This is a genomic window from Streptomyces sp. NBC_00223, assembly GCF_036199905.1.
Classification (GTDB): Bacteria; Actinomycetota; Actinomycetes; order Streptomycetales; family Streptomycetaceae; genus Actinacidiphila.
On sequence record NZ_CP108109.1, the window covers coordinates 6,537,465 to 6,562,127 of the forward strand.

At 70.7% G+C, this 24,663-nt stretch carries 24 protein-coding genes; 17 read left to right on the forward strand and 7 right to left on the reverse strand.

Annotation, left to right across the window (positions count from 1 at the left end; all coding sequences use genetic code 11):
- Positions 1-17 precede the first annotated feature (17 nt).
- Complete coding sequence (locus OHA30_RS27890) at positions 18-191, reverse strand: hypothetical protein (protein WP_328916632.1); 174 nt, start codon at positions 189-191, stop codon at positions 18-20.
- 255 nt (positions 192-446) lie between these two features.
- Between OHA30_RS27890 and OHA30_RS27895 the strand changes: the two genes are divergently transcribed.
- The 4 genes from OHA30_RS27895 (at position 447) to OHA30_RS27910 (ending at position 3,980) form a co-directional block, all read left to right on the forward strand.
- Positions 447-1,100, forward strand: coding sequence for a response regulator transcription factor (locus OHA30_RS27895; protein ID WP_328916633.1), 654 nt, complete (start codon positions 447-449; stop codon positions 1,098-1,100).
- A 6-nt stretch (positions 1,101-1,106) separates the two neighbouring features.
- A complete protein-coding gene (locus OHA30_RS27900; protein ID WP_328916634.1) occupies positions 1,107-2,390 on the forward strand; it encodes a sensor histidine kinase in 1,284 nt (427 codons plus the stop codon).
- Between the two features lie 472 nt (positions 2,391-2,862).
- Positions 2,863-3,162, forward strand: a complete 300-nt coding sequence (locus tag OHA30_RS27905) for a DUF4193 domain-containing protein (protein ID WP_033173914.1) — start codon at positions 2,863-2,865, stop codon at positions 3,160-3,162.
- 11 nt (positions 3,163-3,173) lie between these two features.
- Positions 3,174-3,980: a hypothetical protein gene (locus OHA30_RS27910; RefSeq protein ID WP_328916635.1), complete on the forward strand. Its 807-nt coding sequence runs from the start codon at positions 3,174-3,176 to the stop codon at positions 3,978-3,980.
- A 36-nt stretch (positions 3,981-4,016) separates the two neighbouring features.
- Here the strand turns inward: OHA30_RS27910 and OHA30_RS27915 are convergent, their stop codons facing one another.
- The gene (locus OHA30_RS27915; protein ID WP_328916636.1) at positions 4,017-4,478 is read right to left on the reverse strand and encodes a DUF3093 domain-containing protein; all 462 of its coding nucleotides are present in this window, start codon (positions 4,476-4,478) and stop codon (positions 4,017-4,019) included.
- A 182-nt stretch (positions 4,479-4,660) separates the two neighbouring features.
- Between OHA30_RS27915 and OHA30_RS27920 the strand changes: the two genes are divergently transcribed.
- The 4 genes from OHA30_RS27920 to OHA30_RS27935 all read left to right on the forward strand — a co-directional run bounded on the left by OHA30_RS27920 (position 4,661) and on the right by OHA30_RS27935 (position 7,685).
- Positions 4,661-5,266, forward strand: coding sequence for a PaaI family thioesterase (locus tag OHA30_RS27920; RefSeq protein WP_328916637.1), 606 nt, complete (start codon positions 4,661-4,663; stop codon positions 5,264-5,266).
- Between the two features lie 103 nt (positions 5,267-5,369).
- On the forward strand, positions 5,370-5,900 hold the full coding sequence (gene dut / locus OHA30_RS27925; protein WP_328916638.1) for a dUTP diphosphatase: 531 nt from the start codon (positions 5,370-5,372) through the stop codon (positions 5,898-5,900).
- A gap of 2 nt (positions 5,901-5,902) precedes the next feature.
- A complete protein-coding gene (locus OHA30_RS27930) occupies positions 5,903-6,676 on the forward strand; it encodes a DUF3710 domain-containing protein (protein WP_328916639.1) in 774 nt (257 codons plus the stop codon).
- Positions 6,677-6,944: 268 nt separating this feature from the next.
- Positions 6,945-7,685 (forward strand): ABC transporter ATP-binding protein, encoded by a 741-nt coding sequence (locus OHA30_RS27935; protein ID WP_328916640.1) that lies wholly within the window; start codon positions 6,945-6,947, stop codon positions 7,683-7,685.
- A gap of 32 nt (positions 7,686-7,717) precedes the next feature.
- On the opposite strand, the gene OHA30_RS27940 is transcribed toward OHA30_RS27935, so the two are convergent.
- The gene (locus OHA30_RS27940) at positions 7,718-8,647 is read right to left on the reverse strand and encodes a LysR family transcriptional regulator (protein WP_328916641.1); all 930 of its coding nucleotides are present in this window, start codon (positions 8,645-8,647) and stop codon (positions 7,718-7,720) included.
- Positions 8,648-8,786: 139 nt separating this feature from the next.
- Here OHA30_RS27940 and OHA30_RS27945 point away from each other — a divergent pair, with 139 nt between their 5' ends.
- A complete protein-coding gene (locus OHA30_RS27945; RefSeq protein ID WP_328916642.1) occupies positions 8,787-10,058 on the forward strand; it encodes an MFS transporter in 1,272 nt (423 codons plus the stop codon).
- 56 nt (positions 10,059-10,114) lie between these two features.
- On the opposite strand, the gene OHA30_RS27950 is transcribed toward OHA30_RS27945, so the two are convergent.
- Both OHA30_RS27950 and OHA30_RS27955 read right to left on the reverse strand, forming a co-directional pair.
- Positions 10,115-10,396 carry a hypothetical protein gene (locus OHA30_RS27950; RefSeq protein WP_328916643.1) on the reverse strand — a complete coding sequence of 94 codons (282 nt, stop codon included), beginning with the start codon at positions 10,394-10,396 and terminating at the stop codon, positions 10,115-10,117.
- A gap of 137 nt (positions 10,397-10,533) precedes the next feature.
- Positions 10,534-13,725: an AfsR/SARP family transcriptional regulator gene (locus OHA30_RS27955; RefSeq protein WP_328916644.1), complete on the reverse strand. Its 3,192-nt coding sequence runs from the start codon at positions 13,723-13,725 to the stop codon at positions 10,534-10,536.
- A 324-nt stretch (positions 13,726-14,049) separates the two neighbouring features.
- Here OHA30_RS27955 and OHA30_RS27960 point away from each other — a divergent pair, with 324 nt between their 5' ends.
- Entirely contained in the window at positions 14,050-14,448 is a 399-nt protein-coding gene (locus OHA30_RS27960) for an OB-fold nucleic acid binding domain-containing protein (protein WP_328916645.1), read from the forward strand.
- Positions 14,449-14,451: 3 nt separating this feature from the next.
- The gene (locus OHA30_RS27965) at positions 14,452-15,264 is read left to right on the forward strand and encodes a DUF3159 domain-containing protein (RefSeq protein WP_328916646.1); all 813 of its coding nucleotides are present in this window, start codon (positions 14,452-14,454) and stop codon (positions 15,262-15,264) included.
- 106 nt (positions 15,265-15,370) lie between these two features.
- Here OHA30_RS27965 and OHA30_RS27970 read toward each other — a convergent pair whose 3' ends face one another.
- Complete coding sequence (locus OHA30_RS27970; protein WP_328916647.1) at positions 15,371-16,057, reverse strand: potassium channel family protein; 687 nt, start codon at positions 16,055-16,057, stop codon at positions 15,371-15,373.
- Positions 16,054-16,722, reverse strand: a complete 669-nt coding sequence (locus OHA30_RS27975; RefSeq protein WP_328916648.1) for a potassium channel family protein — start codon at positions 16,720-16,722, stop codon at positions 16,054-16,056. The genes OHA30_RS27970 and OHA30_RS27975 overlap by 4 nt, the downstream gene beginning before the upstream one ends.
- 223 nt (positions 16,723-16,945) lie before the next feature.
- On the opposite strand from OHA30_RS27975, the gene OHA30_RS27980 reads away from it, so the two are divergent.
- The 6 genes from OHA30_RS27980 (at position 16,946) to OHA30_RS28005 (ending at position 24,662) form a co-directional block, all read left to right on the forward strand.
- Entirely contained in the window at positions 16,946-19,057 is a 2,112-nt protein-coding gene (locus tag OHA30_RS27980; protein WP_328916649.1) for an APC family permease, read from the forward strand.
- A 143-nt stretch (positions 19,058-19,200) separates the two neighbouring features.
- Positions 19,201-20,520 (forward strand): class I SAM-dependent RNA methyltransferase, encoded by a 1,320-nt coding sequence (locus tag OHA30_RS27985; RefSeq protein ID WP_328916650.1) that lies wholly within the window; start codon positions 19,201-19,203, stop codon positions 20,518-20,520.
- A gap of 301 nt (positions 20,521-20,821) precedes the next feature.
- Complete coding sequence (locus tag OHA30_RS27990; protein ID WP_328916651.1) at positions 20,822-21,964, forward strand: LLM class flavin-dependent oxidoreductase; 1,143 nt, start codon at positions 20,822-20,824, stop codon at positions 21,962-21,964.
- Between the two features lie 28 nt (positions 21,965-21,992).
- The gene (locus tag OHA30_RS27995; RefSeq protein WP_328916652.1) at positions 21,993-22,499 is read left to right on the forward strand and encodes a flavin reductase family protein; all 507 of its coding nucleotides are present in this window, start codon (positions 21,993-21,995) and stop codon (positions 22,497-22,499) included.
- Positions 22,496-23,059 (forward strand): NADPH-dependent FMN reductase, encoded by a 564-nt coding sequence (locus tag OHA30_RS28000; protein ID WP_328916653.1) that lies wholly within the window; start codon positions 22,496-22,498, stop codon positions 23,057-23,059. The genes OHA30_RS27995 and OHA30_RS28000 overlap by 4 nt, the downstream gene beginning before the upstream one ends.
- Positions 23,060-23,186: 127 nt before the next feature.
- Positions 23,187-24,662: an aldehyde dehydrogenase family protein gene (locus OHA30_RS28005; protein ID WP_328916654.1), complete on the forward strand. Its 1,476-nt coding sequence runs from the start codon at positions 23,187-23,189 to the stop codon at positions 24,660-24,662.
- The last annotated feature ends 1 nt before the right edge of the window (position 24,663 follow it).

The window sequence follows — 24,663 nt, forward strand, 5'->3', positions numbered from 1 at the left end:
GGGGTCCGCCGTGAAGGTCAGGCGACCTTGGACCGTACGTCCACGCCGTGTTCGGCCGCGAGGCGGCGGAGGTCTTCGAGTTCGCCCTGTTCGACCTCGGCGAGGAAATCGTCGCCCGTCTCGCGGGCCCGGCGCAGGTCGGACTCCGTGGTGTGTATGCGCTGCAGGATTCCGGTCGTGAACGCGTCCATGTTGCGCCCCCTCGTCGTCATCGTTGACACAGGATGTGTCAAGCCAGGTGCCACGCGATGGGAAACGCGTGGCAAGGCAGGTGGGTGGGTGTAAAGCCGTCCTCCCCACCGTGCCCGCGGCGGAAACCTCACCGACCCCAGGGAAATTCCGCGAGCTTCTCCCGGCCTGCTCACGTACCACTCACTTACCGCCGATTTACCACCCCCCGGTGCAGGATGGAGGGGGATTTCCACAGCTCACGGAAGGAAAGCGCCTTGCGCGTACTGGTCGTCGAGGACGAGCAACTGCTCGCCGATGCGGTTGCCACCGGCCTGCGCCGCGAGGCCATGGCCGTCGATGTGGTCTACGACGGCGGTGCCGCCCTGGAGCGGATCGGGGTCAACGACTACGACGTGGTCGTCCTCGACCGCGACCTGCCGGTCGTGCACGGCGACGAGGTCTGCCGCCGGGTCGTCGAGCTCGGCCTGCCCACCCGGGTGCTGATGCTGACCGCGGCCGGCGACGTCAGCGACCGCGTGGAGGGCCTGGAGCTGGGCGCCGACGACTACCTGCCCAAGCCCTTCGCGTTCACCGAACTGACCGCCCGGGTGCGCGCGCTCGGCCGCCGTACGACCGCCGCCCTGCCGCCGGTACTCCAGCGCTCCGGCATCCGGCTCGACCCCAACCGCCGCGAGGTGTTCCGGGAGGGCGCCGAGGTGCACCTGGCGCCCAAGGAGTTCGCCGTCCTCGAGGTCCTGATGCGCAGCGAGGGCTCGGTGGTCTCCGCCGAGCAGCTGCTGGAGAAGGCGTGGGACGAGAACACCGACCCGTTCACCAATGTGGTGCGGGTCACCGTGATGACCCTGCGGCGCAAGCTCGGCGAGCCCCCGGTGATCGTCACCGTGCCCGGCTCCGGTTACCGGATCTGATCCGCGATGGCCTCACCCTTCCCCCAGACCCCGCAAGGCCCCCGCCCGCCGCAGGGGCCGCCTCCGGCCAAACCGCCGGCCCCGCCGCGCCCCTCCTGGGACCCGCCGGCCGCCGGGAACCCGCAGCCGCCCTGGCTGCGGCCGACGATCCGGATACGACTGACCGTGCTGTACGGCGGCATGTTCCTGATCGCCGGTGTGCTGCTGCTGTGGATCATCTATCTGCTGGCCGCGCAGGCGCTGCACAAAGGCAGCGAACTGCCCTTCCAGATCATCCAGATCAACGTCCGGCCGACCGACTGCGTCGTGGTGGGCCCGAACACCACCCTGGACGAGGTCCAGCGGGCGATCAACAACTGTATGCAGCACCAGCGCGACATGGCGCTCAACACCCTGCTCAAACGTTCGCTGCTGGCCCTGGTCGGCCTGGCCCTGGTCGCCTTCGCCTTCGGCTACCTGATGGCCGGCCGGGTGCTCGCCCCGCTGGGCCGGATCACCAGGACCGCGCGCGGCGTGGTCGGCTCCGATCTCCAGCGCCGGATCGAGCTGGACGGCCCGGACGACGAACTCAAGGAACTGGCCGACACCTTCGACGGCATGCTGGACCGGCTGGAGCGGTCCTTCGACGCCCAGCGCCGCTTCGTCGCCAACGCCTCGCACGAGCTGCGCACCCCGTTGGCGATCAATCGCACCCTGCTGGAGGTCCAGCTCTCCGATCCGGAGGTCTCGCCGGACCTCCAGCAGCTCGGCAGAACCCTCCTGGCCACCAACGAGCGCAGCGAGCAGTTGGTGGAGGGCCTGCTGCTGCTCGCCCGCAGCGAGGAGGCCATCGTCGACCGCAAGCCGGTGGACCTGGCGGAGGTGGCCTCCCAGGCGCTGGAGCAGACCCGTGCCGAGGCCCAGGCCAAGGGCGTGGAGCTGCGCGACACCCTGGACCCGGCCGTGGCGCAGGGCAATGGGGTGCTGCTGGAGCGGATCGCCCTCAACCTGGTGCAGAACGCCGTGCGCTACAACGTCCCGAGGGACGGCTGGGTGGAGGTGCGTACGGGCCTGGAACAGGGGCACGCGGTGCTTGTGGTGTCGAACACGGGGCCGGTCGTCCCGGCGTACGAGATCGACAACCTCTTCGAGCCCTTCCGGCGGCTGCGGACCGAGCGGACCGGGAGCGACAAGGGGGTGGGCCTGGGTCTGTCCATCGCGCGGTCGGTCGCCCGTGCCCACGGCGGTGTGATCAACGCCGAACCACGTGAAGGCGGCGGCCTGATCATGCGGGTCGCGATCCCGCTGTGAACGGCCGACGTGAGAGGGTCCCCGGCATGTGAATTTCCTGTGAACCGATGTGAACCCCGTCACGCCGGGCCGCGTCCACCGATGTGACGGGACCCGGGCCGTGTTCGCTTTGCGAGTAATTTCCGAGTCTGCCCGCACCCCTGTTCGGTTGTGATCCATCGCACACGGATTCTTCACTCTGTGTACGCTCGGTGATCGACAGGTCAGGGAAAAACACCGGAAAATCCATGTTTCCGCTGGTCATGATCACGGGAAGTACTCGTGGAGGCACTCGTGACGTATGACTTTCGGACCACCACAGACCATGATCGGCCACCCATCCGATCACCTCTTCGGGGGCGACGCTGGGTGTCGATTGAGTAACGGGCCTTGATGTGAGGCAAAATCTCCGCTTCGGGTCGGGCACAAGTCCGGCCTCCCGCGCGTTACGTGCGCTGGAGACACCACAGACACCCATAGGGGGAGAGCGAAAATGGCTACGGATTACGACACCCCACGCAAGACCGACGATGACGTCAATGAGGACAGCATCGAGGAGCTGAAGGCCAGGAGGAACGAGAAGTCGACCTCCGCGGTCGACGTCGACGAGTTCGACCAGGCCGAGTCGCTCGAGCTGCCCGGCGCCGACCTCTCCAACGAGGAACTGTCGGTCCGCGTGCTGCCCAGGCAGGCCGATGAGTTCACGTGCATGAGCTGCTTCCTCGTTCACCACCGGAGCCAGCTGGCCTCGGAGAAGAACGGGAACCCGATCTGCCGCGACTGCGCGGCCTGATCCGGGGCGCCGTGACCGACTCGTCGGAAGGCCACGAGGAAGTCGAGCGAGGCCGTGCGGCCTCGCTCGCGGCCGCGACCGCCCGCGGGGTCACCCGGGGCGTCACTTTCGGGGCGCGCGGCGGCCGGATGGCCCGGGTCGGCGTCGGTTCGGTCGCCGAGCGGCTGATCGAGATCGCGCCGCGCATCCCCGTGCGCGACCTCTCGACCCTGCGCGCCCACTTCCCCGGGCTCGGGCCCGAGGAGATCGCGGACCGGCTGACCGCCGCCGCGGTGAAGGGCACGATGACGGTCGGCGCAGGTGTGGGCGCGGCCGCCATGCTGCCCACCCCACCGGCCATGCCCATGGAGCTGGCCGCCGAGACCCTCGGCGTCGCCGCCGTCGAGTACAAGCTGATCGCCGAGCTGCACGAGGTCTACGGACTGAGAGTCCCCGGCACCCCCAGGGAGCGCGCCACCGCCTATCTGTGGGCGTGGACCGAGCAGCGCGGGATCAATGTGCTGAGGCTGTCCACCGTCGGCGTGGCGCTCGGCAGCGGTATGAAGAAGGAGATGCGGCAGCGGCTGGTGCGCCGCACTCTCAGACACGCCCCCGCGCTGACCCCGTTCATGGTCGGGGCCGCCGTCGGCGCCGTGATGAACCGGCGCGACACCCGCAGGCTCGCCGCCCGCGTACGCGTGGATCTGCGGGCCCAGCAGTTCCCCTGGCCGGAAGCGGCGGCCGAACTGCCGGAGCCGTTCGCGCCGCCGGCCGTACCGAGCCCCCTCACGCTCCCTGAGCCGCCCGGGAAGCCCGAGCTGCCCCCCGCCATGCCCTGAGGCCGCCGCGCGCCCTGAGCGCCCCCGGACGTCGGCTCAGCGCACTGTCCTGACCGCCGCCAGCGCGTCCGCGAGCCGCTGCGGCGAGCGCGTCGACAGATAGACGTAAGGCGTCGGATCCGCCGGATCGGTCACTTCCACCTTCAGCGCGGTCGGCACATACGCCCGCAGCAGCATGAACGCCCTCGGGTCCGCCTTGTACGACCGCCAGGCCACCGTCTCCGCCCGGTCCAGCACCTCGGCGTCGCCCAGCGCCTCCACCGGGATGCGCGCCTTGCCCGCCACCAGCGAACCGGCCACCACCCGGATCCGCGCGGACCCGTAGGAACTGACCGCCATCATCGACAGCGCGGTGCCGCCGACCAGGCCCGCGAGGATCGGCAGCGGTCCGAACGGGAAGAGGATCAGCGCCATCGCGACCCCCACGCCGAAGGACAGGAACCACCAGGAGCGCGGCACCGTGAGGCGCTCGTCGTAAGGCTGCGTGACACCAGACATGGCACCAGCCTGCCATGCCCCGCCGTGCCGCCCGGCCGCGGTCGGCGCGAGCGCGATCGGCCCCGCGGCGGACCCGGCCGCGCGCCCCACGGCCGGGTGCGCGGGAGGCCGTGTCCGCCGGGCGCGGAAGAGGGGCGCACGCGGGAAGGGAAAGATTCGCGCAGGAGGGTAGGGTCTCGGGCGTGAGTGCAGCCAAGACGCCCCCGAGCGCCCGGCGGTCGGGCCTCGTTCCGCCGCCCGGCGCCGCCGCGCCCGTACGACATCCCGACGCGCCCGCGCCGGGCGAACTGCTCGGCGCGCACTACGACCAGTGCTTCGGCTGCGGGGAGTCCCAGCCGCACGGGCTGCACCTGGCGGCCAGGGCGGGCGAGGGCGTCAGCGTCACCGCGGAGTTCACCGTACGGCCCGCCCACCAGGGCGCGCCGGGCCTGGCCCACGGCGGGGTGCTGGTCTCCGCGCTGGACGAGACACTGGGCGCGCTGGGCTGGCTGCTGCGGGTGATCGCGGTGACCGGACGGCTGGAGTCGGACTTCGTCCGCCCGGTGCCGGTCGGCACCACCCTGCATCTGTCCGCCCGCTGCACGGCGGTGGACGGCCGCAAGATCTACAGCAGCGCCGAGGGCCGGATCGGCGGCCCGGACGGGCCGGTCGCGGTCCGCGCGGACGCGCTGTTCGTCCAGGTCAAGCTCGACCACTTCACCAGCAACGGCCGCTCCGACGAGATCGAGGCCGCGATGTCCGACCCCGACCAGGTCAAGGTCGCCCGCGCCTTCGAGGTGAACCCGTGAGCGCCGCACGCGAGGCCGCCGGGCGCGCCGCCGCACGCGAGGCCGCCGGCCGGCAGGATCCCGGGGTTCGCCGCGTGGGCGGACAGCCGCACAGGAGGACGCGATGAGTGCCGTACGACCGCCCGTTGACGTGCTGCTGCGGCGGCTGGACGCGTCCGTGCCCGTGCCGTCGTACGCGCACCCCGGGGACGCGGGCGTCGACCTGATCACCACCCAGGCCGCGGACCTCGCGCCCGGCGAGCGGACCGTGCTGCCCACCGGCATCTCCCTCGCCCTGCCCGACGGCTACGCCGCCTTCGTGCACCCGCGCTCCGGGCTCGCCGCCCGCTGCGGTGTGGCCATGGTGAATGCCCCGGGAACGGTGGATGCCGGGTACCGTGGAGAGATCAAGGTGATCGTGGTCAATCTCGACCCGCGCGAGACCGTCCGGTTCGAACGGGGTGACCGGATCGCCCAACTGGTCGTCCAGCAGGTCGAGCGGGTCCGCTTTCACGAAGTGGCGGAGCTGCCAGGCTCTGCCAGGGCCGCGGGGGGCTTCGGCTCCACGGGGGGTCACGCCGCGGTGGACACACCGCCGGCGGACACGTCCAGCTACGGATACGCATCGGTCCTCAGCGACCGGGAAGGAAAGTGACCGTGTTCCGTCGTCGCAAGGAGCGCGAAGACGCCGTCGAGGAGTTCGACGAGGCCGAGAGCCCGGACGAGTCGGCACAGGACGCTCCGGAGTCGGACGACTCCGGCGAGCCGTCCCGGTACAACCTTCCGCCCGCCCCCCGGCCCGACGGCCCGTGGGATCTGAGCGAGATCCAGGAGCCCGGCGAGGGCCGGGTGGACCTCGGCGGTCTGTTCGTGCCCGGCGTCGAAGGCATGGAGCTGCGGGTGGAGGTGGCGGGGGAGTCGATCGTCGCCGCGACCGTGGTGCTGCGCGACAGCGCCGTGCAGCTCCAGGCGTTCGCCGCCCCGAAGTCCGAGGGCATCTGGGGCGAGGTGCGCGAGGAGATCGCCTCCGGCATCACCCAGCAGGGCGGCATCGTCGACGAGGTCGAGGGCCCCCTCGGCTGGGAGCTGCGGGCCCAGGTGCCCGTGCAGCTGCCCGACGGCACCAATGGTGTCCAGCTCGTGCGCTTCATCGGCGCCGACGGCCCGCGCTGGTTCCTGCGCGGGGTGATCTCCGGTCAGGGCGCGGTGCAGCCGGCCGCGGCCGGGGTCCTGGAGTCCGTCTTCCGTGACACCGTCGTGGTGCGCGGCGACGCCCCCATGGCGCCTCGTGACCCGATCGTGCTCAAGCTGCCGAACGACGCGCAGATGGTGCCGGACGGTGCCGCGCCCGAGCAGGGCGAGGAGCCGTCGAAGTTCGGCGACGGCATCGACCCGCTGCGCCGCGGTCCGGAGATCACCGAGCTGCACTGACCGCCGCCGCTGTCGGCTGAAACTTCCGCACAGGCCACCCGGCCGCCGATACGTTCGGCGGCCGGGTGATCCTTTTGCCCGGGACATGAGAACTCGGCGTGACCGTCCTGATCGTTACGGACGCCCCCATGGCCCCCGGCCGGGCGCGGCGTACGGTACGGATACGCGACGGCCGTGCTGCGGCCGAAGTGCTGCGGCCGAAGTGCTGCGGCCGTCGCATCGGGGTCCGGCCCGACTGGGACACGGGCCGGGACGGGGAGGAAGAGTCATGAGCGAGCAGTCCGCGGCCACGGGCAGCGCGGCCACCGCCGTCGCGGAGGGCGCGCGCGGCGGCGACATGGTCGTCGTGGAGGATCTGCGCCGCACCTACGGCAGCGGTGGGACCGCCGTGCACGCGCTGCGCGGGGTCTCCTTCTCCGCGCCGCGCGGCGAACTGGTCGCGCTCAAGGGCCGGTCCGGCTCCGGCAAGACCACGGTGCTCAATCTCGTCGGCGGCCTGGACACACCCGACGGCGGCCGCGTCACCCTCGACGGCACGGATCTCGCCGGGCTCGGCGACGACGAACTGCTGGCGCTGCGGCGCGACCGGATCGGCTTTGTCTTCCAGTCCTTCGGCCTGCTGCCCATCCTCACCGCGGCGGAGAACGTGGGGGTGCCGATGCGGCTGCGCAAGGTCGCGTCGCGCGAGCGTGAGGAGCGGGTCCAACTGCTGCTCTCGCTGGTCGGCCTGGCCGATCACGCCGCCCAGCGGCCCGGTGAGCTGTCCGGCGGGCAGCAGCAGCGTGTCGCCATCGCCCGCGCGCTCGCGAACCGCCCAGGACTGATCATCGCCGACGAGCCGACCGGCCAGCTCGACGCGGACACGGGGCTCGCGGTGATGGAACTGCTGCGGGCCGTCGTCCGCAGCGAGGGCGTCACGGCGCTGGTCGCCACGCACGACGCGCAACTGCTGGCGCTGGCCGACCGGGTCCTCGAACTGCGCGACGGCCGCATCGTCTCCGACGAGTAGCCATTGCGGCGGGCGGTCGTACCGCCGGCGGGTCAGTGCGCCCAGGCCGGTGTCCAGGTGCCGGTGGTGTCGTGGGCGGCCCGTGCGGCGTCCAGGTGGACGCGTAGTGCGGCGAGCGTGGGGTGCGGGTTGTCGGCGCGCCAGATCAGTGAGTGCGGGTAGACCGGCGTCGGGTCGCGTACGGCGACACGTCGCAGGTCGTGCTCCGCGGGCCAGGCGAGGCGGGTCTGCTCGCCCACGAAGGTGGCCAGCGCGGGGGAGTCGGCGATGGTGTCGAGGAGCGGTTCGGTACCGAAGTCGGGGCCGGTCGCCTCGATGGTGAGCCCGAAAGCCGCGGCCAAGTCGTCGTAGTAGGCCGCCCATTCGGTACCGGAGACGATGCCCGGCATCCAGATCCTGTGCCCGGCGAGCTGGGCGGGCGTGACCGTACGTGCGGTGGCGAGCGGATGGGCCGGCCCCGTCAGGAGTTGAAGGGGCTCGTCCAGTACCCGGGCGGCCCGGACGCCGTCGGGGAGGCGCCGCGGCGGCACGGTGACGGCGCGGAAGGTCGCGTCAATGGTGCCGGAACGGACGGCGGTGACGGCCGCTTCGGCGTCGAAGAGGGTCACGACGTCGAGTTCGGTGCCGGGACGGGCGCGGTGGAAGCCGCGCAGCAGGTCGGCGGGCGCGAGCCTGCGGCCGATCACGTCGACGCGCAGGGCGCGGGTACCGGGCCGCACCGACGCGGCCGCCCGTTCCTCGGCCTGGAGGAGAGCGCGGGCGTGCGGCAGGAACGCCTGTCCGTCGAGGGTGAGCCGCGCCCCGCGCGCGGGGCGGGTGAACAGCCGTACGCCGAGGTCGTTCTCCAGGGTAGCGATGCGTTTGGAGACGGCCTGCTGGGTGATCGGCAGATCGGCGGCGGCCTCCCGGAACCGGCCCGCGTCCGCGACGGTGACGAAGGTGCGTACGGCGTCGAGATTCACGCCGGCCACCCTAGGCGTACAACGTGCGGTTGTCGCCGGGCGGTCCCGGTAGTTGTTTGATCGGCCGGGCTCCAGCCGGATGTGATGTCGCCGGGCAACGCGGGGTTGTCCGGGTGCGATGTCGAGGAGTGTGCCGGGCATGGGGGAAGGGCGTTCGCTGGGGCGGGAGTTCGGGTGGCTCTGGGCGGCGTACGGGGTCAGCGCCTTCGGCACGCGGCTCGCGTTCGACGCCTTCCCGCTGATCGCCGTCCTGGTGCTGCACGCCGGGCCGACACGGGTGGCGGTGCTGGCGGCCGCGGGGGCGGCCGTGGGCGCGGCGGTGGCGGTGCCGCTCGGCCCCTGGGTGGAATTCCGCCGCAAGCGGCCGGTGATGGTCGCGATGGACCTGATCAGATGCGCGGCGCTGCTGACCGTCCCGGCCGCCTTCGCGCTCGGCCTGCTCGGCTTCTCCCAACTCCTGGTCGTGTCGGTCGTCGTGGCGGCGGCCGACATCACCTTCGGCGCCGCGGCCGGCGCGTGCCTCAAGTCCCTTGTGCCGCCGGAGGATCTGCTCGTCGCCAACGGGCGGTTCGAGGCCACGACCTGGACCGCCACCGTGCTCGGACCCCCGCTCGGCGGGGCCGCGATAGGGCTGTTCGGCCCGGTGACGACCGTGGTGGCCGACGCGGTCAGCTATCTGCTCTCGGCCGCGGGAATCCGCGCGATCGGCGGCGAATCGCGCCCTGTACGCGAGGACGCGCCGCCGCGGCTGCGGGCCCGCGATCTGTCCGACGGGTGGCGGCACATCCTGGCCGACCCGGCGCTGCGCCCGCTGTTCCTCAACACGGTCCTGGTCAACGGGCTGATCATGGCGGCCGGGCCCCTGCTGGTCACGCTCATGCTCGGCCGTCTCGGTTTCGCGCCCTGGCAGTACGGCCTCGCCTTCGCGGTGCCCTGCGTCGGGGGCCTGATCGGCTCACGGCTGGCCCGCCCGCTCGTGGCCCGGTACGGGCAGCACAAGGTCCTGCTCACCACGGGGACGCTGCGTGCCTGCTGGCCGCTCGGGCTGGCGTTCATCCGGCCGGGGGTCGCCGGGCTCGTGCTCGTCATGGGCGTCGAACTCGGACTGATCACCTGTATGGGGGTGTTCAACCCGGTGTTCGCCACCTACCGGCTCGACCGGACGCCGGCGGACCGGGTCGCGCGCACGCTGTCCGCGTGGTCGGTCACCGGTAAGGCGACGATCGCGGCGGCGACGGCGCTGTGGGGCCTGCTGGCGGGCCTGACGGGCCCCCGCACGGCGATCGCGGCGGCGGGCGTCTTCCTCCTGACCACGCCCTTCCTCCTCCCTGGCCGAACCCCCACCCGTCGGCCCGCGCCTGGCAGTGGCGTACTCGAACCCCGTGACGGCCGTGTCGTCGCCGACGAGTAGCCGTGCGGGCTCCGCCCCCTGCCGGGAGTCGGAGCCCGCTGTGCCGCGCTCCGCGGTCACGCCGCCAGCGTGACCGTTCCACCGCCCATCGGCATGCAGACGTTGCTGTGGGAGCGGCCGACCGTGAACTCGGCCTGAACGACGACCTGGACCTGGGCAGTGGCCTCGATCCGGGTCCGGGCCGGGGTTCGGTCCGGGGCCGCTCCGGTGGACGGGGCAGCCGCCACGGCGGGTACGGCCCGGGCCGGGGCGGGCTCCGCGCCGCGCTCCGCCGCAGACGCGGCGAAGGAGGTCACGGTGAGCAGGCCCGCAACGGTGAGGGCCTTGATAGTGCACATATTCGATGATCCTCAGATAGTTCGATCTTGGTCGAGACAAAGAGATGATCATCTGGCGATGTGCGCAACTCAAGCTTTTCCGTGGTTTTGGCATATGCCATTTTCCGGGGGGTTGATCGAGGGTCGATCCGTCGTGTTCATGCCTCCTTTTTTCGACAGCTCGGACCGGTTCGGTCAATTTCGATCATCGACTTTCGAATACGCTCAGCCGCCGTGTCGTTGAAGGGCTCGAACAAGGCCAGCGCCCGCTGCCATATCTCCCGCGCCTCATCGGGATTGCCCTGCCCGAGCAGAAGTTGGGCGAGCGCGTCGCAGGCGAGTGCCTCCTCCTCGGGAGAGCGGATGTTCAACGCGAGCGTGGCCGCCTCCTCCAGGCATCTCCGGGCCCGGGCGTACTGCCCGAGAGCACCCGAGGCGATTCCGAGTCCGCGCAGTGCCGCCGCCTCGTCGTCGCCGATGCCCAGTTCCCGGGCCTGGCGCAGCGCTCCCTCGTGGTGGATGGTCGCTTCCGCATGGTGACCGGCCGCCGAGTAGACCGCGCCCAGGGCGTTGAGGGCACTGGTCTCGTACTTGCGGTCTCCGTACCGACGGAAGACGGCCAGCGAAGAGGTGTGGAGTTCCACGGCGGAATCGAATTCCTCGGGAATTCTCAGAGTGGTGCCGATATTCATCCGGATCACCGCCCGGTCGATATCGCTTCCCTCGCCCGCGCTCAGCGCGAGCGCTTCGACAAAGGCGGAATGCGCGGACGCTATTTTCCCGGCCCTTCTGCGGAGGTCGCCGATATTGCTCAGAAGCCGGGCCTCCAGACGTCGGTCGCCCAATTCCCGCAGACCGCTGAGCGATTCTGTGAACGTTTTCAGCGCGTTGCGGTGATCCCCCATATGGAGACAGGTGATCGCCACATTGTTCAGAGTCCTCGACCGGCCCCACATGTCCTCGCCGCGTAGTCGCAGGGAATCGCCCAGAATCTTCAGCGCGGCGTCGTACTCGCCCACATACCAGCGGAGGACACCGAGTTGGTTCAGCGCCTCGGCGGCGACCGTGTCGTCGCCGGAGGCGCGGGCGAGGGTCAGGGCGGGTTCCGCGGCCTGGGTGGCGTCGGTGTAGCGGGACGCCCGCGAGTGGATGGCCGCCAGGTCGAGCAGCGCGCGTGACTCCGCGCGCGGATCACCCACCCTGTGCCAGTGGTCCGCCGCGGCCCGGTGCATCTCGACGCCTTCCGGCCAGTAGCCCTCGGAGTCGGCGAACTCCGCCAGCACATGGGCGAGCCACGCGGCCTTGCGGGCGTTGCCCTCCTGCCGGGTGCGCCACTCGACCGCGAGCAGGCACTCCAACTCGTCGGCGAGCCAGTCACGGGCCGCCGCGGCGTCCGCCCAGCCGGGCACGGCGACGTGCGAGGCGGGCGCGGGGACGGGCAGGGCCGGCCGCGAGCGGTGCGGACGCAGCAGTCGGTCGGCGCGGTCGGAGGCCCGCAGCGCGTACTCGGTCAACCGCAGCACGGCCGCGCCGCGCTCGGCCGCCGATTCCTCCAGGACGGCGAGGTGCGCGGCGTATTCGGCCAGCAGGTCGTGGAAGCGATAGCGGTTCGGCCGGGGCTCCTGGAGCAGATGGCAGTTGAGCAGGTCCTCGATCAACCGCTCGGTGCGGTCCAGCGGTTCGCCGACGATCGCGGCGGCCGCGTACGGGCCGAAGTCCGTACCCGGCAGGAGACTCAGCCGACGGAAGGCGGCCCGCTGCGGGGCCGTCAGCGCGTTGTAGGACATCTCGAAGGCCGCAGCCACCTCCCGGAGGCCGTCGCGTATCTCCAGCAGCCGGCCGGGGCGGCGCGAGAGCCGTTCGAGGAGATGGCCGAGGTCCCACGACGGCCGGGCTTTGAAGCGGCTCGCGACGATCTCGACCGCGAGTGGCAGCAGCGCGCAGCGATTGACGATTTCGGCGATCTTGTCCGTGTCGGTCGCGCGTTCCGGGCCGACGATGCGCCGGAAGAGACCGATGGCGTCGTCCAGAGGGAGGACGTCGACGAACATCGGCCGGGCCGAGGGGAGTTCGGTGAGCCGGTTTCTGCTGGTGATCAGTACGAGCGAGGCGCTGTCGTCGGGAAGAAGCGGGGCCACCTGTTCAGAATTCTGCGCGTCGTCGAGAACAATGACCGCTCTCTTTCCCGTCAGCACCGCCCGCCACAGCGCGGTACGTTCCTGGAGGCCCTGCGGGATCGCGGACGGCGGAATTCCGAATGCGCGCAGCAGCGCGCCGAGTCCGGCCTCGGCCGTCAGCGGCGGCAGGGTGACCGAGTGGGCGCGCAGATCGACGAGCACCTGGCCGTCGGGGAAGCGTTCGCCGAGCCGATAGGCGGCGTGCAGTGCGAGTTCGCTCTTGCCGACGCCCGCCATTCCGGAGATCGCCTCGATCGTGATGACCGATCCCGAGTATCCCGTCGCGCGTTCGGCGGAGAGCAGGCGGCCGAGTTCGCCCTCGCGGCCCACGAGTTGGTGACGGCGCGGCAGATTGCGCGGGACCGGCGCCGCCACTGCCGGCGGGGGCGACGGGGCCGGCAGGCCCGGGACGAGGTCGGTGAGCGGAGCCCTGCGCAGGATCAGGGTGTGGGCCCGGGACAGCGACTCGCCCGGCTCGCTGCCGAGCCGTTCCCTGAACAGCCGCCGTGCCTGCTGGAAGACGTCCAGGGCGTCGGCGTGCCGTCCTGAGGCGTAGAGCGCCACCACGTGGTGCCGGACGAGCGTTTCGTTCAGGGGATGGCGCCCGGCCAGCTCCGCCGCCTCGGCGGCCACCTCCTCGAACTGTCCGAGCCGCATGCGCAGCGCCAGCCCCGCGTGCAGGGTGGACATCCGCCGCTCGGCCATCGCGACACGCGCGGACTGCGCCCAGTTCCCCGGCAGCCCCGCAAGGGCCTCTCCGGTCCACAGGCCGTCCGCCTCCTCGAAGAGCGCGAGGGTCCGGGGGTCGGTGCCGGCCGCCGCCCGGGCCTCGGCCGAGAGCCGTATATAACGGTGCCAGTCGACGATCTCCGGGTCGGCTTCCAGCCGGTAGGCGTGCGCCCGCACCCGGACGGCCGGGACCGGCCGTGTGCCGTCCCGTTCCGCGGCCTCCCGCAGCACGCGCCGCAGCCGTGAGACATGCGTGTACAGATTCGCCAGGGGGTCGTCGGGCGGATCGTCGCCCCATAATCGGTCGACCAGTTCGTCCTGGCCGATTGACCGGCCGAGGTCGAGGGCGAGCGAGGCCAGCAGACACCGTTCCCGGTCGGAACGGAGCCGTACCGAGGATTCACGCGCGAACAGTTCGACCGCCCCCAGGAGATGAATCTCCATGCCGCCCCTCCGACCGGTGCCCACCCTGTCCTATTCGTGAGCATGACACGACGGTGTGTCACGGTGCCATACCACTGCCACCTTGTTGTGCAACGGAAATAGCCAATACTGCTCACAGATATCACTCGATGCGGTATACGAGCGGCGCTCCGTGAACGGCGGCGGGCGCTCAGCCTCGGCGGGGGTATTCGGCGGGAATATGACCCGGAAGGGCGGGCGCCGGCCGAGGCGTACCAGGGGGTCTCCGTGCCGTTCCGTACGGGGTCGCGGGCCGGTCTCGTTCGCCCTCTGGTTCTGCCGGAGGCGGCCGGTACCCTTGACCATATGAGTGGTGCCATCCGTTCCGACCGACCCGCGGGTCGCTTCCGCCGCATGCTCGACCGCCTGTCCTCCTCGCAGGAGGAACTGCACTCCGAGGAACTGCAGCAGGACGCGCTCGCGGTGGGCTGCACGCGGATCTGCGACTGCTCCGACCGCCAGATAGTGTCCGTCACCGGTACGCTGCGTACGGTCACGCTCCGTCCCCGGGCGGGTGTGCCCGCGCTGGAAGCCGAGTTGTTCGACGGATCGGCCGCACTGGACCTGGTGTGGCTGGGCCGCCGCAGCATCAGCGGCATAGAACCCGGCCGCATGATCATCGCGTCGGGCCGGATCTCCCTCAACCGGGGCCGTCCGGTGCTGTTCAACCCCAAGTACGAGCTGCGTCCGGTCGGACAGGAGTAACAGGTGGCGTCGATCGACAACACGGATCAGACGGTTCACACCGGTCAGCCGGCACCGCCGGGGCCGGAGATCCGCGAAGCGGGGGGATCAGCGGAATCGAGGGCAGCGGACAAGGCGGGGGAGACCGGCCGGGTCACCGAGGAGGCCAGGGCGGTCACCGAGGCCGCGCTCTTCGAAGCCTTCGGCGGCGTCCGCGGCATGATCGAGACCACCGTTCCCGGACTGGTCTTCGTCGCGATCTACACGGTCGACCGGGACATCAAGACCTCGGCGATCGCCGCGCTCACCCTTTCGGTGCTGCTCGGCGTGGCGCGGCTGGCACAGCGCGACACCCTCAAGCACGCCTTCAGCGGAGTGTTCGGCGTCGCCTTCGGCGCGGTCTTCGCGATGATGTCCGGCAACGCCAAGAACTTCTATCTGCCCGGCATGCTCTACACGCTGGGCCTGGCGATCGCGTACATCGTCTCCGCCGCCGCGGGCCTGCCGCTGCTCGGCCTGATCCTCGGGCCGATCTTCAAGGAGAACCTGTCCTGGCGCAAACGCAACCCGGGGCGGCTGCGCGCGTACACCAAGGCCAGCTGGGCCTGGGGCCTGATCCTGCTCGCCAAGTCCGCGATCCTCTTCCCGCTGTACTGGTGGGGGAACGCCACCCAGCTCGGCTGGGTCAAGGTCGCCCTCGGCATCCCGCCCTTCCTGCTGTCGGTCTACCTCACCTGGATCTTCCTGGTGAAGGCGCCGCCGCCGATCGACGTGATCGCGGAGATGGAGGCGGCCGAGAAGGCCGCCAAGGAGCGCGAGGCGTCCCCCTCCTCCTGAGCCGAGCCGGCCGAGCCACCCGTGGCGGCCACCGGACCACAGCGCCCCCGGACATGAAGCAGGGCCCCGGCAACCCGTGGTTGCCGGGGCCCTGCTCATGTCGTCGCTACCCCTCGGCGGGGCCGGCGGAGGCGTCCTTGACGGACAGCAGGTCCTCCAGCTGCTCCTCCCGGTGCGGCGCCGCCACGAACAGCAGCTCGTCACCGGCCTCCAGGGCGTCGTCCTTGGAGGGCGTGAGCACCCGGTTGCCCCGGATGATCGTCACCAGCGAGGTGTCCTGCGGCCACTCCACGTCACCGACCCGGGTGCCGACCAGCGCGGCCTCCTCGGGCAGTGTCAACTCCACGAGGTTGGCGTCACCCTGGCTGAAGCGCAGCAGCCGTACCAGGTCGCCGACGCTCACGGCCTCCTCGACCAGCGCCGACATCAGCCGCGGGGTGGACACGGCCACGTCCACGCCCCAGGACTCGTTGAACAGCCACTCGTTCTTCGGGTTGTTGACCCGGGCGACGACCCGCGGGACGCCGTACTCCGTCTTGGCCAGCAGCGACACGACCAGGTTGACCTTGTCGTCACCCGTCGCCGCGATCACCACGTTGCAGCGCTGGAGCGCGGCCTCGTCCAGCGAGGTGATCTCGCAGGCGTCCGCGAGCAGCCACTCGGCCTGCGGCACCCGCTCCACCGAGATGGAGGTGGGGTTCTTGTCGACGAGCAGCACCTCGTGCCCGTTCTCCAGCAGCTCCGCCGCGATCGATCTGCCGACCGCGCCGGCCCCGGCGATGGCGACCCTCATGAGTGCGCCTCCTCTGGCCCCTTGGCGAACGCCCTCTCGACATCGGCGACCGCCTCGGAGCGCATGATCACATGCACCAGATCGCCCTCCTGGAGCACCGTCTGCGCGGTCGGCAGCGTCGCCTCACCGAGCCGGGTGACGAACGCGACACGCACCCCGGTCTCCTCCTGGAGGCTGCTGATCTTGTGGCCGATCCAGGCGGGCGAGGGGTGCACCTCGGCGAGCTGCACCCCGCCGCTGGGATCGCGCCACAGCGGCTCCGCGCCCGACGGCAGCAGCCTGCGCAGCATCTGGTCGGCGGTCCACCGCACGGTGGCCACCGTGGGAATGCCGAGCCGCTGGTAGACCTCGGCCCGGCGCGGGTCGTAGATCCGCGCCGCCACGTTCTCGACGCCGAACATCTCCCTGGCCACCCGGGCCGCGATGATGTTGGAGTTGTCGCCGCTGCTGACGGCCGCGAAGGCACCCGCCTCCTCGATGCCGGCCTCGCGCAGCGTGTCCTGGTCGAACCCGACTCCGGTCACCCGGCGCCCGCCGAACCCCGAACCCAGCCGGCGGAACGCCTTGGGGTCCTGGTCGATCACCGCGACCGTATGACCATGCTGTTCGAGGGAGTGCGCGAGAGTGGAGCCCACTCGCCCGCATCCCATAATCACGACGTGCACGACCGTCCTTCCGGCTGCCAACTTTTCCGACGGAGACTGCGAGTCGTCGTACGGATCGGTCCAATGGAGACCTGTGGATCGGTCCTAGCGTCTCAGACCGCAGCCAAAGCTACACACGCGCGTCGCGGGTCAGAAGGTTGCACCGGCCCGGGCGTCCAACTTCGCCGCACTTCGTGGAGCGGTGGCGCACACGCACGTATGGCCGATCCCTTAACATCGCGGGGTGTCCAAACTGACCGACCTGCCGAAACGGATTCTGATCGGCCGGGCGCTGCGCAGCGACAAACTCGGGGAGACGCTGCTCCCCAAACGTCTCGCGCTACCCGTCTTCGCGTCCGACCCGCTGTCGTCAGTGGCGTACGCACCGGGCGAGGTGCTGCTGGTCCTGTCGATCGCGGGCGTGTCGGCCTACCGCTTCAGCCCGTGGATCGCGGTCGCCGTCGTGGTGCTGATGTTCACCGTCGTCGCCTCCTACCGGCAGAACGTGCACGCCTACCCCTCCGGTGGCGGTGACTACGAGGTCGCCACCACCAATCTGGGGCCCAGGGCCGGACTGACCGTCGCCAGCGCGCTGATGGTCGACTACGTGCTCACCGTCGCGGTGTCGGTCGCCTCCGGCATCGAGAACCTGGGCTCGGCCGTCCCCTTCTTCGTCACCCACAAGGTGCTCGGCGCGGTCGGCATGATCGTCGTACTGATGCTGATGAACCTGCGCGGGGTGCGCGAGTCCGGCACGATCTTCGCGATCCCCACCTACGCCTTCGTCTTCGGCGTGTTCTGCATGATCGGCTGGGGCATCCTCAGGATCGCCACTGGGCATGACATGCACGCGCCTACCGCCGGGTACACCATCCGCGCCGAGTCCTCAGGCATCGGCGGCTTCGCCCTGATCTTCCTGCTGCTGCGGGCCTTCTCCTCCGGCTGCGCCGCCCTGACCGGTGTCGAGGCGATCAGCAACGGCGTCCCGGCCTTCCGCAAGCCCAAGTCCAAGAACGCCGCCACCACGCTGGCCGCGATGGGCCTGCTGGCCGTCACCATGTTCTGCGGCATCATCGCGCTGGCCATAAACACCCATGTGCGGATGGCCTCGAACCCGGCGACCGACCTGCTCGACCACGGCAGGCCGGTCGGCACCGGCTTCACCCAGGACCCGGTGATCGCCCAGGTCGCCGAGGCGGTCTTCGGACACAACTCGATCCCGTTCGTCTTCCTGGCCGCCGTCACCGCGCTCGTGCTCTTCCTGGCCGCGAACACCGCCTACAACGGCTTCCCCGTGCTCGCCTCGATCCTCGCCCAGGACCGCTTCCTGCCCCGTCAGCTGCACACCCGCGGCGACCGGCTGGCCTTCTCCAACGGCATCGTGCTGCTGGCCGGATTCGCCTGCGTGCTGGTCTACATCTACGGCGCCGACTCCACCCGGCTGATCCAGCTCTACATCGTCGGCGTGTTCGTCTCCTTCACACTCAGCCAGATCGGCATGGTCCGGCACTGGAACCGCCATCTGCGCACCGAGCGCGACCCGGCCAAGCGCCGCCACATGCACCGCTCCCGGGCGATCAACACCTTCGGCGCCTTCCTCACCGGCCTGGTGCTGGTGATCGTGCTGCTGACGAAGTTCACCCACGGCGCCTGGGTCGCGGTGCTCGGCATGGTGATCTTCTTCGGCACCATGACCGCGATCCGCGGCCACTACACCCGGGTCGCCGACGAGATCGCCGCCGACGAGGAGCCGGGCGAGGAGTCCGTACGCCCCTCGCGTGTGCACTCCATCGTGCTGGTCTCCAAGGTGCACAAGCCCACCCTGCGGGCCCTGACGTACGCCAAGCTGATGCGCTCGGACACCCTGGAAGCGCTCACCATCAACGTCGACCCCGCCGACACCAAGGCCCTCCAGGCGGAGTGGCAGCTGCACGGCATGGACGTACCGCTCAAGGTCCTCGACTCGCCCTACCGCGAAATCACCCGGCCGATCATCGACTACGTCAAGGGGCTGCGCCGCGACCGCCCGCGCGACGTGGTGAGCGTCTACATCCCCGAGTACGTCGTCGGCCACTGGTACGAGCACCTGCTCCACAACCAGAGCGCCCTGCGCCTCAAGGGGCGGCTGCTGTTCACGCCCGGGGTGATGGTCACCTCCGTGCCGTGGCAGCTGGAGTCCTCTGAGGCGGCCAAGGCACGCGCACGGCGGCGGGCGAACTGGAACGCGCCCGGCTCGATCCGCCGCGGCCCGGTCGGCCCGCCGCGCGGCGAGCAGGAGCCCAGCGGCCGCGGGTCGGGTACGGAGACGGGGTCGGGGTCGGGTTCCGGCTCCGGTACGGGCTCCGGGGGCCAGTGAGGCCGGGCGCGCGGGGCTGCGGCCCGGCGCCCGGTTCCGGGCGGAAATGAGGGCGGGCGCGGGCACGTAGACTGGTGGGCTGTTGCCGCCGGGCCCAAGACGTCCTCGCGCATCCCCCCTCTCAGCCCAGGAGCAGCCCCGCCATGCAGACCGAATCCGCGCCCTCGCTCATCGGCCAGGAGTACGAGGTCGAGGTGGGCCAGGTCGCGCACGGCGGCCACTGCGTCGCGCGTACGGAAGCGGGGCAGGTGCTCTTCGTACGGCACGCGCTGCCCGGCGAGCGGGTGATCGCCAAGGTCACCGAGGGCGAGGAGGGCGCGCGCTTCCTGCGGGCCGACGCCGTACAGGTGCTGGTCGCCTCCAAGGACCGGGTCGAGGCCCCCTGCCCGTTCTCCGGGCCCGGGCGGTGCGGCGGCTGCGACTGGCAGCACGCGGCGCCCGGCGCCCAGCGGCGGCTGAAGGCCGCCGTGATCACCGAGCAGCTCGCCCGGCTGGCCGGGCTCACCCCGCAGGAGGCCGGCTGGGACGGCACCGTCGCGCCCGCCCCCGGCGACAAGGTCGCCAAGGGCGAGGTCCCGGCGTGGCGGACCCGGGTGCAGTACGCGGTGGACACCGAGGGCCGCGCGGGCCTGCGCAAGCACCGCTCGCACGAGGTCGAGGTGATCGACCACTGCCTGATCGCGGCCCCCGAGGTCAGCGAGCTGGGCGTCGAGGCCCGCAGCTGGCCGCAGATCGCCTCCGTCGAGGCCATCGCGGCCACCGGGTCGCACGACCGCCAGGTGATCCTGACCCCGCGTCCCGGCGGTCGGCTGCCCATCGTCGAACTCGACCGGCCGGTGTCCGTGCAGCGGATCGGCGAGCGCGACCACGCCGTGCACCGCGTCCACGGCCGCCCCTTCGTCCGCGAGCGCGCCGCCGGGCGCACCTGGCGGGTCGGCGACGGAGGCTTCTGGCAGGTCCACCCCAAGGCGGCCGATGTCCTCGTCGAGGCCGTCATGCAGGGCCTGATGCCCCGCAAGGGCGAGATGGCCCTCGACCTCTACTGCGGGGTCGGGCTCTTCGCCGGCGCGCTCGCCGAACGCGTCGGGGAGCGCGGCGCCGTGCTGGGCATCGAGTCCGGCAAGCGCGCGGCCGAGGACGCCCGGCACAACCTCCAGGACCTGGACCGGGTCCGTATCGAGCACGGCAAGGTCGAGCAGATCCTGCCGCGCACCGGCATCACCGAGGCCGACCTGATCGTCCTGGACCCGCCCCGCGCGGGCGCCGGCGGCGCGACCGTACGGCGGCTGGCCGCCATGGGTCCGCGCCGGATCGCCTACGTCGCCTGCGACCCGGCCGCGCTCGCCCGCGACCTCGCCTACTTCGCGGAGGAGGGCTACCGGCCGGTGACCCTGCGCGCGTTCGACCTCTTCCCGTTCACCCACCATGTGGAGTGCGTGGCGATCCTGGCCCCGGTGGCATAGGCCCGCTGACCCGCTGACCCGCTGACCCGCTGACCCGCTGTCTCCCGGCGGGTCTTCTGGGCGTCCTGGGTGTCGTGCGTGTCCAAGAGGACGCTCCTGACGCCCAGTTGACGCTGCGTCCCAGGGCGGAACGGCGCCGGAACCGCGCCGGCGTCATGGGTCGATTCGCGGGGTTTCGTTTGTCGGCCGTCGGCCGTTCGCATCGGGGATAGCCGCTTCCGCGGGTGCCTGCCTACTTTGTCGTCACGTGTTTCGAGCCCTACCGCCATACGGCGTCGTAGCTACGCAAACAGGAGACGATATGAGCGCCAAAGCCGCCCCCGGGCTGACCTATGACGAACTCGTCGCGGCCCGTCGGGCCAGTGGTGTCCCCATGTTCAACGACAACAAGATGAAGCTGGGGATCTTCGGTTCCAATTGCAGTCACGGGCTGATGGCCACCCACGCCGAGTCGTCCTACGAACTCAGCTGGCAGCACACCCAGAAGATCGCGCAGATCGCGGACCGGCTCGGTTTCGAGGCGATGCTTCCGGTCGCCCGTTACCGCGGTATGGGCGGCGAGACCAATTTCAACGGCTCGAACTTCGAGACCCACACCTGGGCGGCCGGTCTCGCCCAGGCGACCGAGAACATCATGGTGTTCTCCACCACGCACGTACCGACCAAGAACCCGATCGTGGCGGCGAAGGAATCCGTCACCGTCGACCACATCTCCCAAGGTCGGTTCGGTCTCAATATGACCATGGGCTGGTACAAGGCCGAAATGGAGATGTTCGGCGGAACACAGCGCGACCACGACGCCCGCTACCGCTACGGTTCCGAGTGGATCACCATCGCCAAGCGCATGTGGACCGAGGGTGAGGGAGTCACCTTCAACGGCGAGTTCTTCGACATCAAGGACGCCTTCTCCGACCCCAAGCCGATCCAGCAGCCGTACCCGGTACTGGTCAACGCCGGCAACTCGCCGGAGGGCCTGGAATTCTGCGCACGCGAATGCGACTTCAACTTCATCGCCTTCTCCGACCCGGCCGAGGCAGGCGAGACCGCGGCCCGCGTGCGCTCCATCGCCCGTACCCACCAGCGTGATCTGGGCATCCTCGGCTACGGCAACATCATCTGCCGGGACACCGAGAAGGAGACGAAGGCCCTCCTCGACCACATCCTCGAAAAGGGCGACTGGGAGGTCGCCAAAATGGTCTCGGGCGGCCTCGGGGCCGAAAGCGGCTCGTTCGACAAGATCAAGGCGCTCCAGGAGCGGTTCATCCTCGGTTACGGCGGCTATCCGCTGATCGGCACGCCGGAACAGATCGTCGAGCAGCTGGCCGAGCTTTCCCGGGCGGGCGTCGACGGCATGATGATCGGATTCCTCGACTACGTGGAGGAACTCCAGTACTTCGGCGAGCGGGTCCTTCCGCTGATGCGGGAAGCGGGTCTGCGGAACTGAGAGCGGCACGGGACCAGGGAGGTTGGGAATGACGAATTCTCTCGGCGTGAACGTGCGGGACTACAAGACCGTACTCGGCCATTTCTGCACCGGTGTCACCGTGGTGGCCTCGATCGACGACGGAGAGCCCACCGGATTCACCTGCCAGTCGTTCTCCGCGCTCTCCCTGGAACCGCCGCTAGTGCTGGTGTGCGTGCGGAAGGAGTCGGCCACCTGGCCCGGAATCAGGAAATCGGGTCTGTTCGCCGTCAGTGTGCTGGCCGCCGATCAGCAGTCGGTCGGGGATCGTTTCGCGCGGTCGGGCGTCGACCGGTTCGCCGGCGTCGAGTGGCGGCCGTCACCGGCCGGAATGCCGCTCATCAACGGCGCTCTGGCATGGGTCGAATGTTCCGTCGTCGACGAGGTCGACGCGGGTGACCACACCGTCGTGGTGGCCGCGGTCACCGGACTGGAAACCGGTACGGCCCGCGATCCGCTGCTGTTCTTCCGGGGCCGTTATCTCGAATTCGACAGGAGAGAAGCAGTGATCGGATGAAACTCGCGACCGTCTACGGAAGTCCCACACCGCCCGGGAAAATGGCCCGTGCCCTCGGGCTGATCGAAACCGGTGTCCGCGACCGCCATCCCGCCTGGAGTGCGGAGCGGATCGGACCCCGGGAGCCGATCGGCCCCATGGCGGCCGCGTGGGGCGACAACGCGGTGGAGGCGATCGCCGGCGCGGACGCCGTCGTCCTGGCCTCACCGGTCTATCGCGGCTCGATCACCGGCACCCTCAAACTGCTGATCGACCTGCTGCCCGCCGAGGCGCTGCGGTCGAAGCCGGTGGGGATACTCACCGTCGCCGCGGCACCGCAGCACTTTCTGTCGGCCGAGCGCCATCTCCGGGACATCCTCGGCTGGTTCGGCGCACTCACCGCGCCCAACAGCGCCTTCTTCGTGGACGCCGCCTTCCGTGACGACGAGGTGGACGCCGGAGTCCTCGCCGACCTCGGGGAGTTCGCCGACCAGGTGGTGACGCTCGCGGAGACCCTGAACGGCCGGCGGTTCGGCCCGGACCCCCTGGCGCTCCGACACGCCAAGAAGGCCGCCGGCTGAGGCGGACCGCCGCAAGAGGGCCGCCCCATGAGGCGGGCGGGGGAGAAGCACCGGTTCCCCGCGGCGCCCGGGAGTCGCCTTTCGGTCAACGAAGACGAAGACGAAGACATGAACAGGAAGGAACGTCGTGACCAGTGACGTCGCGGAAAGCAAGCCCCTCGGCCGGAATCCGGGACCGGCCCGGCACTACATCGGCGGGGAGTGGGTCACCTCGAACACGACGGGCGTCTCCGTATCCCCCGCGGACGGGCAGCCGCTCGGTACCTACTACGAGGTGGACGAGTCCCAGGTGCGGGACGCCATCAGGATCGCGAAGGACGTCTTCGCGGCCCACGAGTGGCGGACCGACCGGCAGTTGCGCGCCCGGGTGCTCAACGAGATGGCCGACCGTATCGAGGCCGCGACCGGCGAACTCGCCGACCTGCTCGCCCGCGAGAACGGCAAGATCCTCCCCGAGGCCCACTTCGAACTGAGCCTGACGCCGTCGAAGCTGCGCTACTACGCCGCGCAGGCGCTCACCGACGCCGGGAGCGGCGGCCGGGTGCGGCCGGGCGTCTACTCCATCCTGCTGGCCGAGCCGGTGGGGGTGGCGGGCGTCATCGTTCCGTGGAACTCCCCCGTGGTGCTGTCCGTCCGGTCCTTCGCCCCGGCACTCGCCGCGGGCTGCACGGTCGTGATGAAGATGGCCGCGCAGACCGCGCTGGTCAACACCCGGCTCGCCGAACTCCTCGCCGACTGCCCCTCGCTTCCCGCCGGTGTGCTCAATGTGTTCAACGAGTCCGGCAGCGCGGGCGCGAAGCTGCTGGTCGCCTCACCCGACGTGGCCGCGCTGAGCTATACGGGCAGCACCGATGTGGGCCGGCGGATCATGGCGGACGCCGGACCGACCCTGAAGCGGCTCTCCCTCGAACTGGGCGGCAAGACCCCCATGATCGTCTTCGAGGACGCGAACCTCGACGCGGCCGTGGGGACGATCGTCGCCGGCATCACCACCTTCAGCGGCCAGTTCTGCATGACCGGAAGCCGGGTGCTCGTCCAGTCCTCGGTGGCCGACGAGGTCAGGTCGAGGCTCGCCGAGGCGCTGGGCCGGGTCAGGGTCGGGCCGGGCGACGCCGCGGACTCGCAGATGGGCCCGCTGATCGACATCGCCGCCCGGGACCGGCTGGAGGCGCTGATCGCGGAGTCGCTCGGGGACGCCGAGGTCATCGTGCCCGGTGGCCGGCCCGACGACGAGAGCCTGTCCCGGGGCGCCTACTACCGTCCGGCGCTGCTCGGTGTGCGGGACACCGATTCGCCCCTCGTACAGCGGGAACTCTTCGGTCCGGTCGCCACGTTCGAGACGTTCGCCTCGGAGGAGGAGGCGGTACGCAAGGCCAACGCCACGCAGTACGGCCTGGCGGCGTCGGTGTGGACCGCCGACGGGGCCCGCGGGCTGCGGCTCGCCGACGCGCTGGACGCGGGGACCGTGTGGACGAACGGCTGGGCCGTGGTGCTCGACCAGTTCGAGGAGGGCGGCTGCAAGCAGAGCGGTCTCGGCCGGCTCAACGGCAACCGGGCGCTGGCGGAGTTCCAGGAGTACAAGCACATCGTCCAGGTGGTGTGAC

Coding starts and splice junctions, on each gene's coding strand:
- OHA30_RS27985 (WP_328916650.1), top strand. CDS start 19,201: ATGCAGACCGAATCCGCGCCCTCGCTCATCGGCCAGGAGTACGAGGTC.
- OHA30_RS27990 (WP_328916651.1), top strand. CDS start 20,822: ATGAGCGCCAAAGCCGCCCCCGGGCTGACCTATGACGAACTCGTCGCG.
- OHA30_RS27950 (WP_328916643.1), bottom strand. CDS start 10,396: ATGTGCACTATCAAGGCCCTCACCGTTGCGGGCCTGCTCACCGTGACC.
- OHA30_RS28000 (WP_328916653.1), top strand. CDS start 22,496: ATGAAACTCGCGACCGTCTACGGAAGTCCCACACCGCCCGGGAAAATG.
- OHA30_RS27935 (WP_328916640.1), top strand. CDS start 6,945: ATGAGCGAGCAGTCCGCGGCCACGGGCAGCGCGGCCACCGCCGTCGCG.
- OHA30_RS27945 (WP_328916642.1), top strand. CDS start 8,787: ATGGGGGAAGGGCGTTCGCTGGGGCGGGAGTTCGGGTGGCTCTGGGCG.
- OHA30_RS27995 (WP_328916652.1), top strand. CDS start 21,993: ATGACGAATTCTCTCGGCGTGAACGTGCGGGACTACAAGACCGTACTC.
- OHA30_RS27890 (WP_328916632.1), bottom strand. CDS start 191: ATGGACGCGTTCACGACCGGAATCCTGCAGCGCATACACACCACGGAG.
- OHA30_RS27915 (WP_328916636.1), bottom strand. CDS start 4,478: ATGTCTGGTGTCACGCAGCCTTACGACGAGCGCCTCACGGTGCCGCGC.
- OHA30_RS27955 (WP_328916644.1), bottom strand. CDS start 13,725: ATGGAGATTCATCTCCTGGGGGCGGTCGAACTGTTCGCGCGTGAATCC.
- OHA30_RS27960 (WP_328916645.1), top strand. CDS start 14,050: ATGAGTGGTGCCATCCGTTCCGACCGACCCGCGGGTCGCTTCCGCCGC.
- dut (WP_328916638.1), top strand. CDS start 5,370: ATGAGTGCCGTACGACCGCCCGTTGACGTGCTGCTGCGGCGGCTGGAC.
- OHA30_RS27905 (WP_033173914.1), top strand. CDS start 2,863: ATGGCTACGGATTACGACACCCCACGCAAGACCGACGATGACGTCAAT.
- OHA30_RS27970 (WP_328916647.1), bottom strand. CDS start 16,057: ATGAGGGTCGCCATCGCCGGGGCCGGCGCGGTCGGCAGATCGATCGCG.
- OHA30_RS27900 (WP_328916634.1), top strand. CDS start 1,107: ATGGCCTCACCCTTCCCCCAGACCCCGCAAGGCCCCCGCCCGCCGCAG.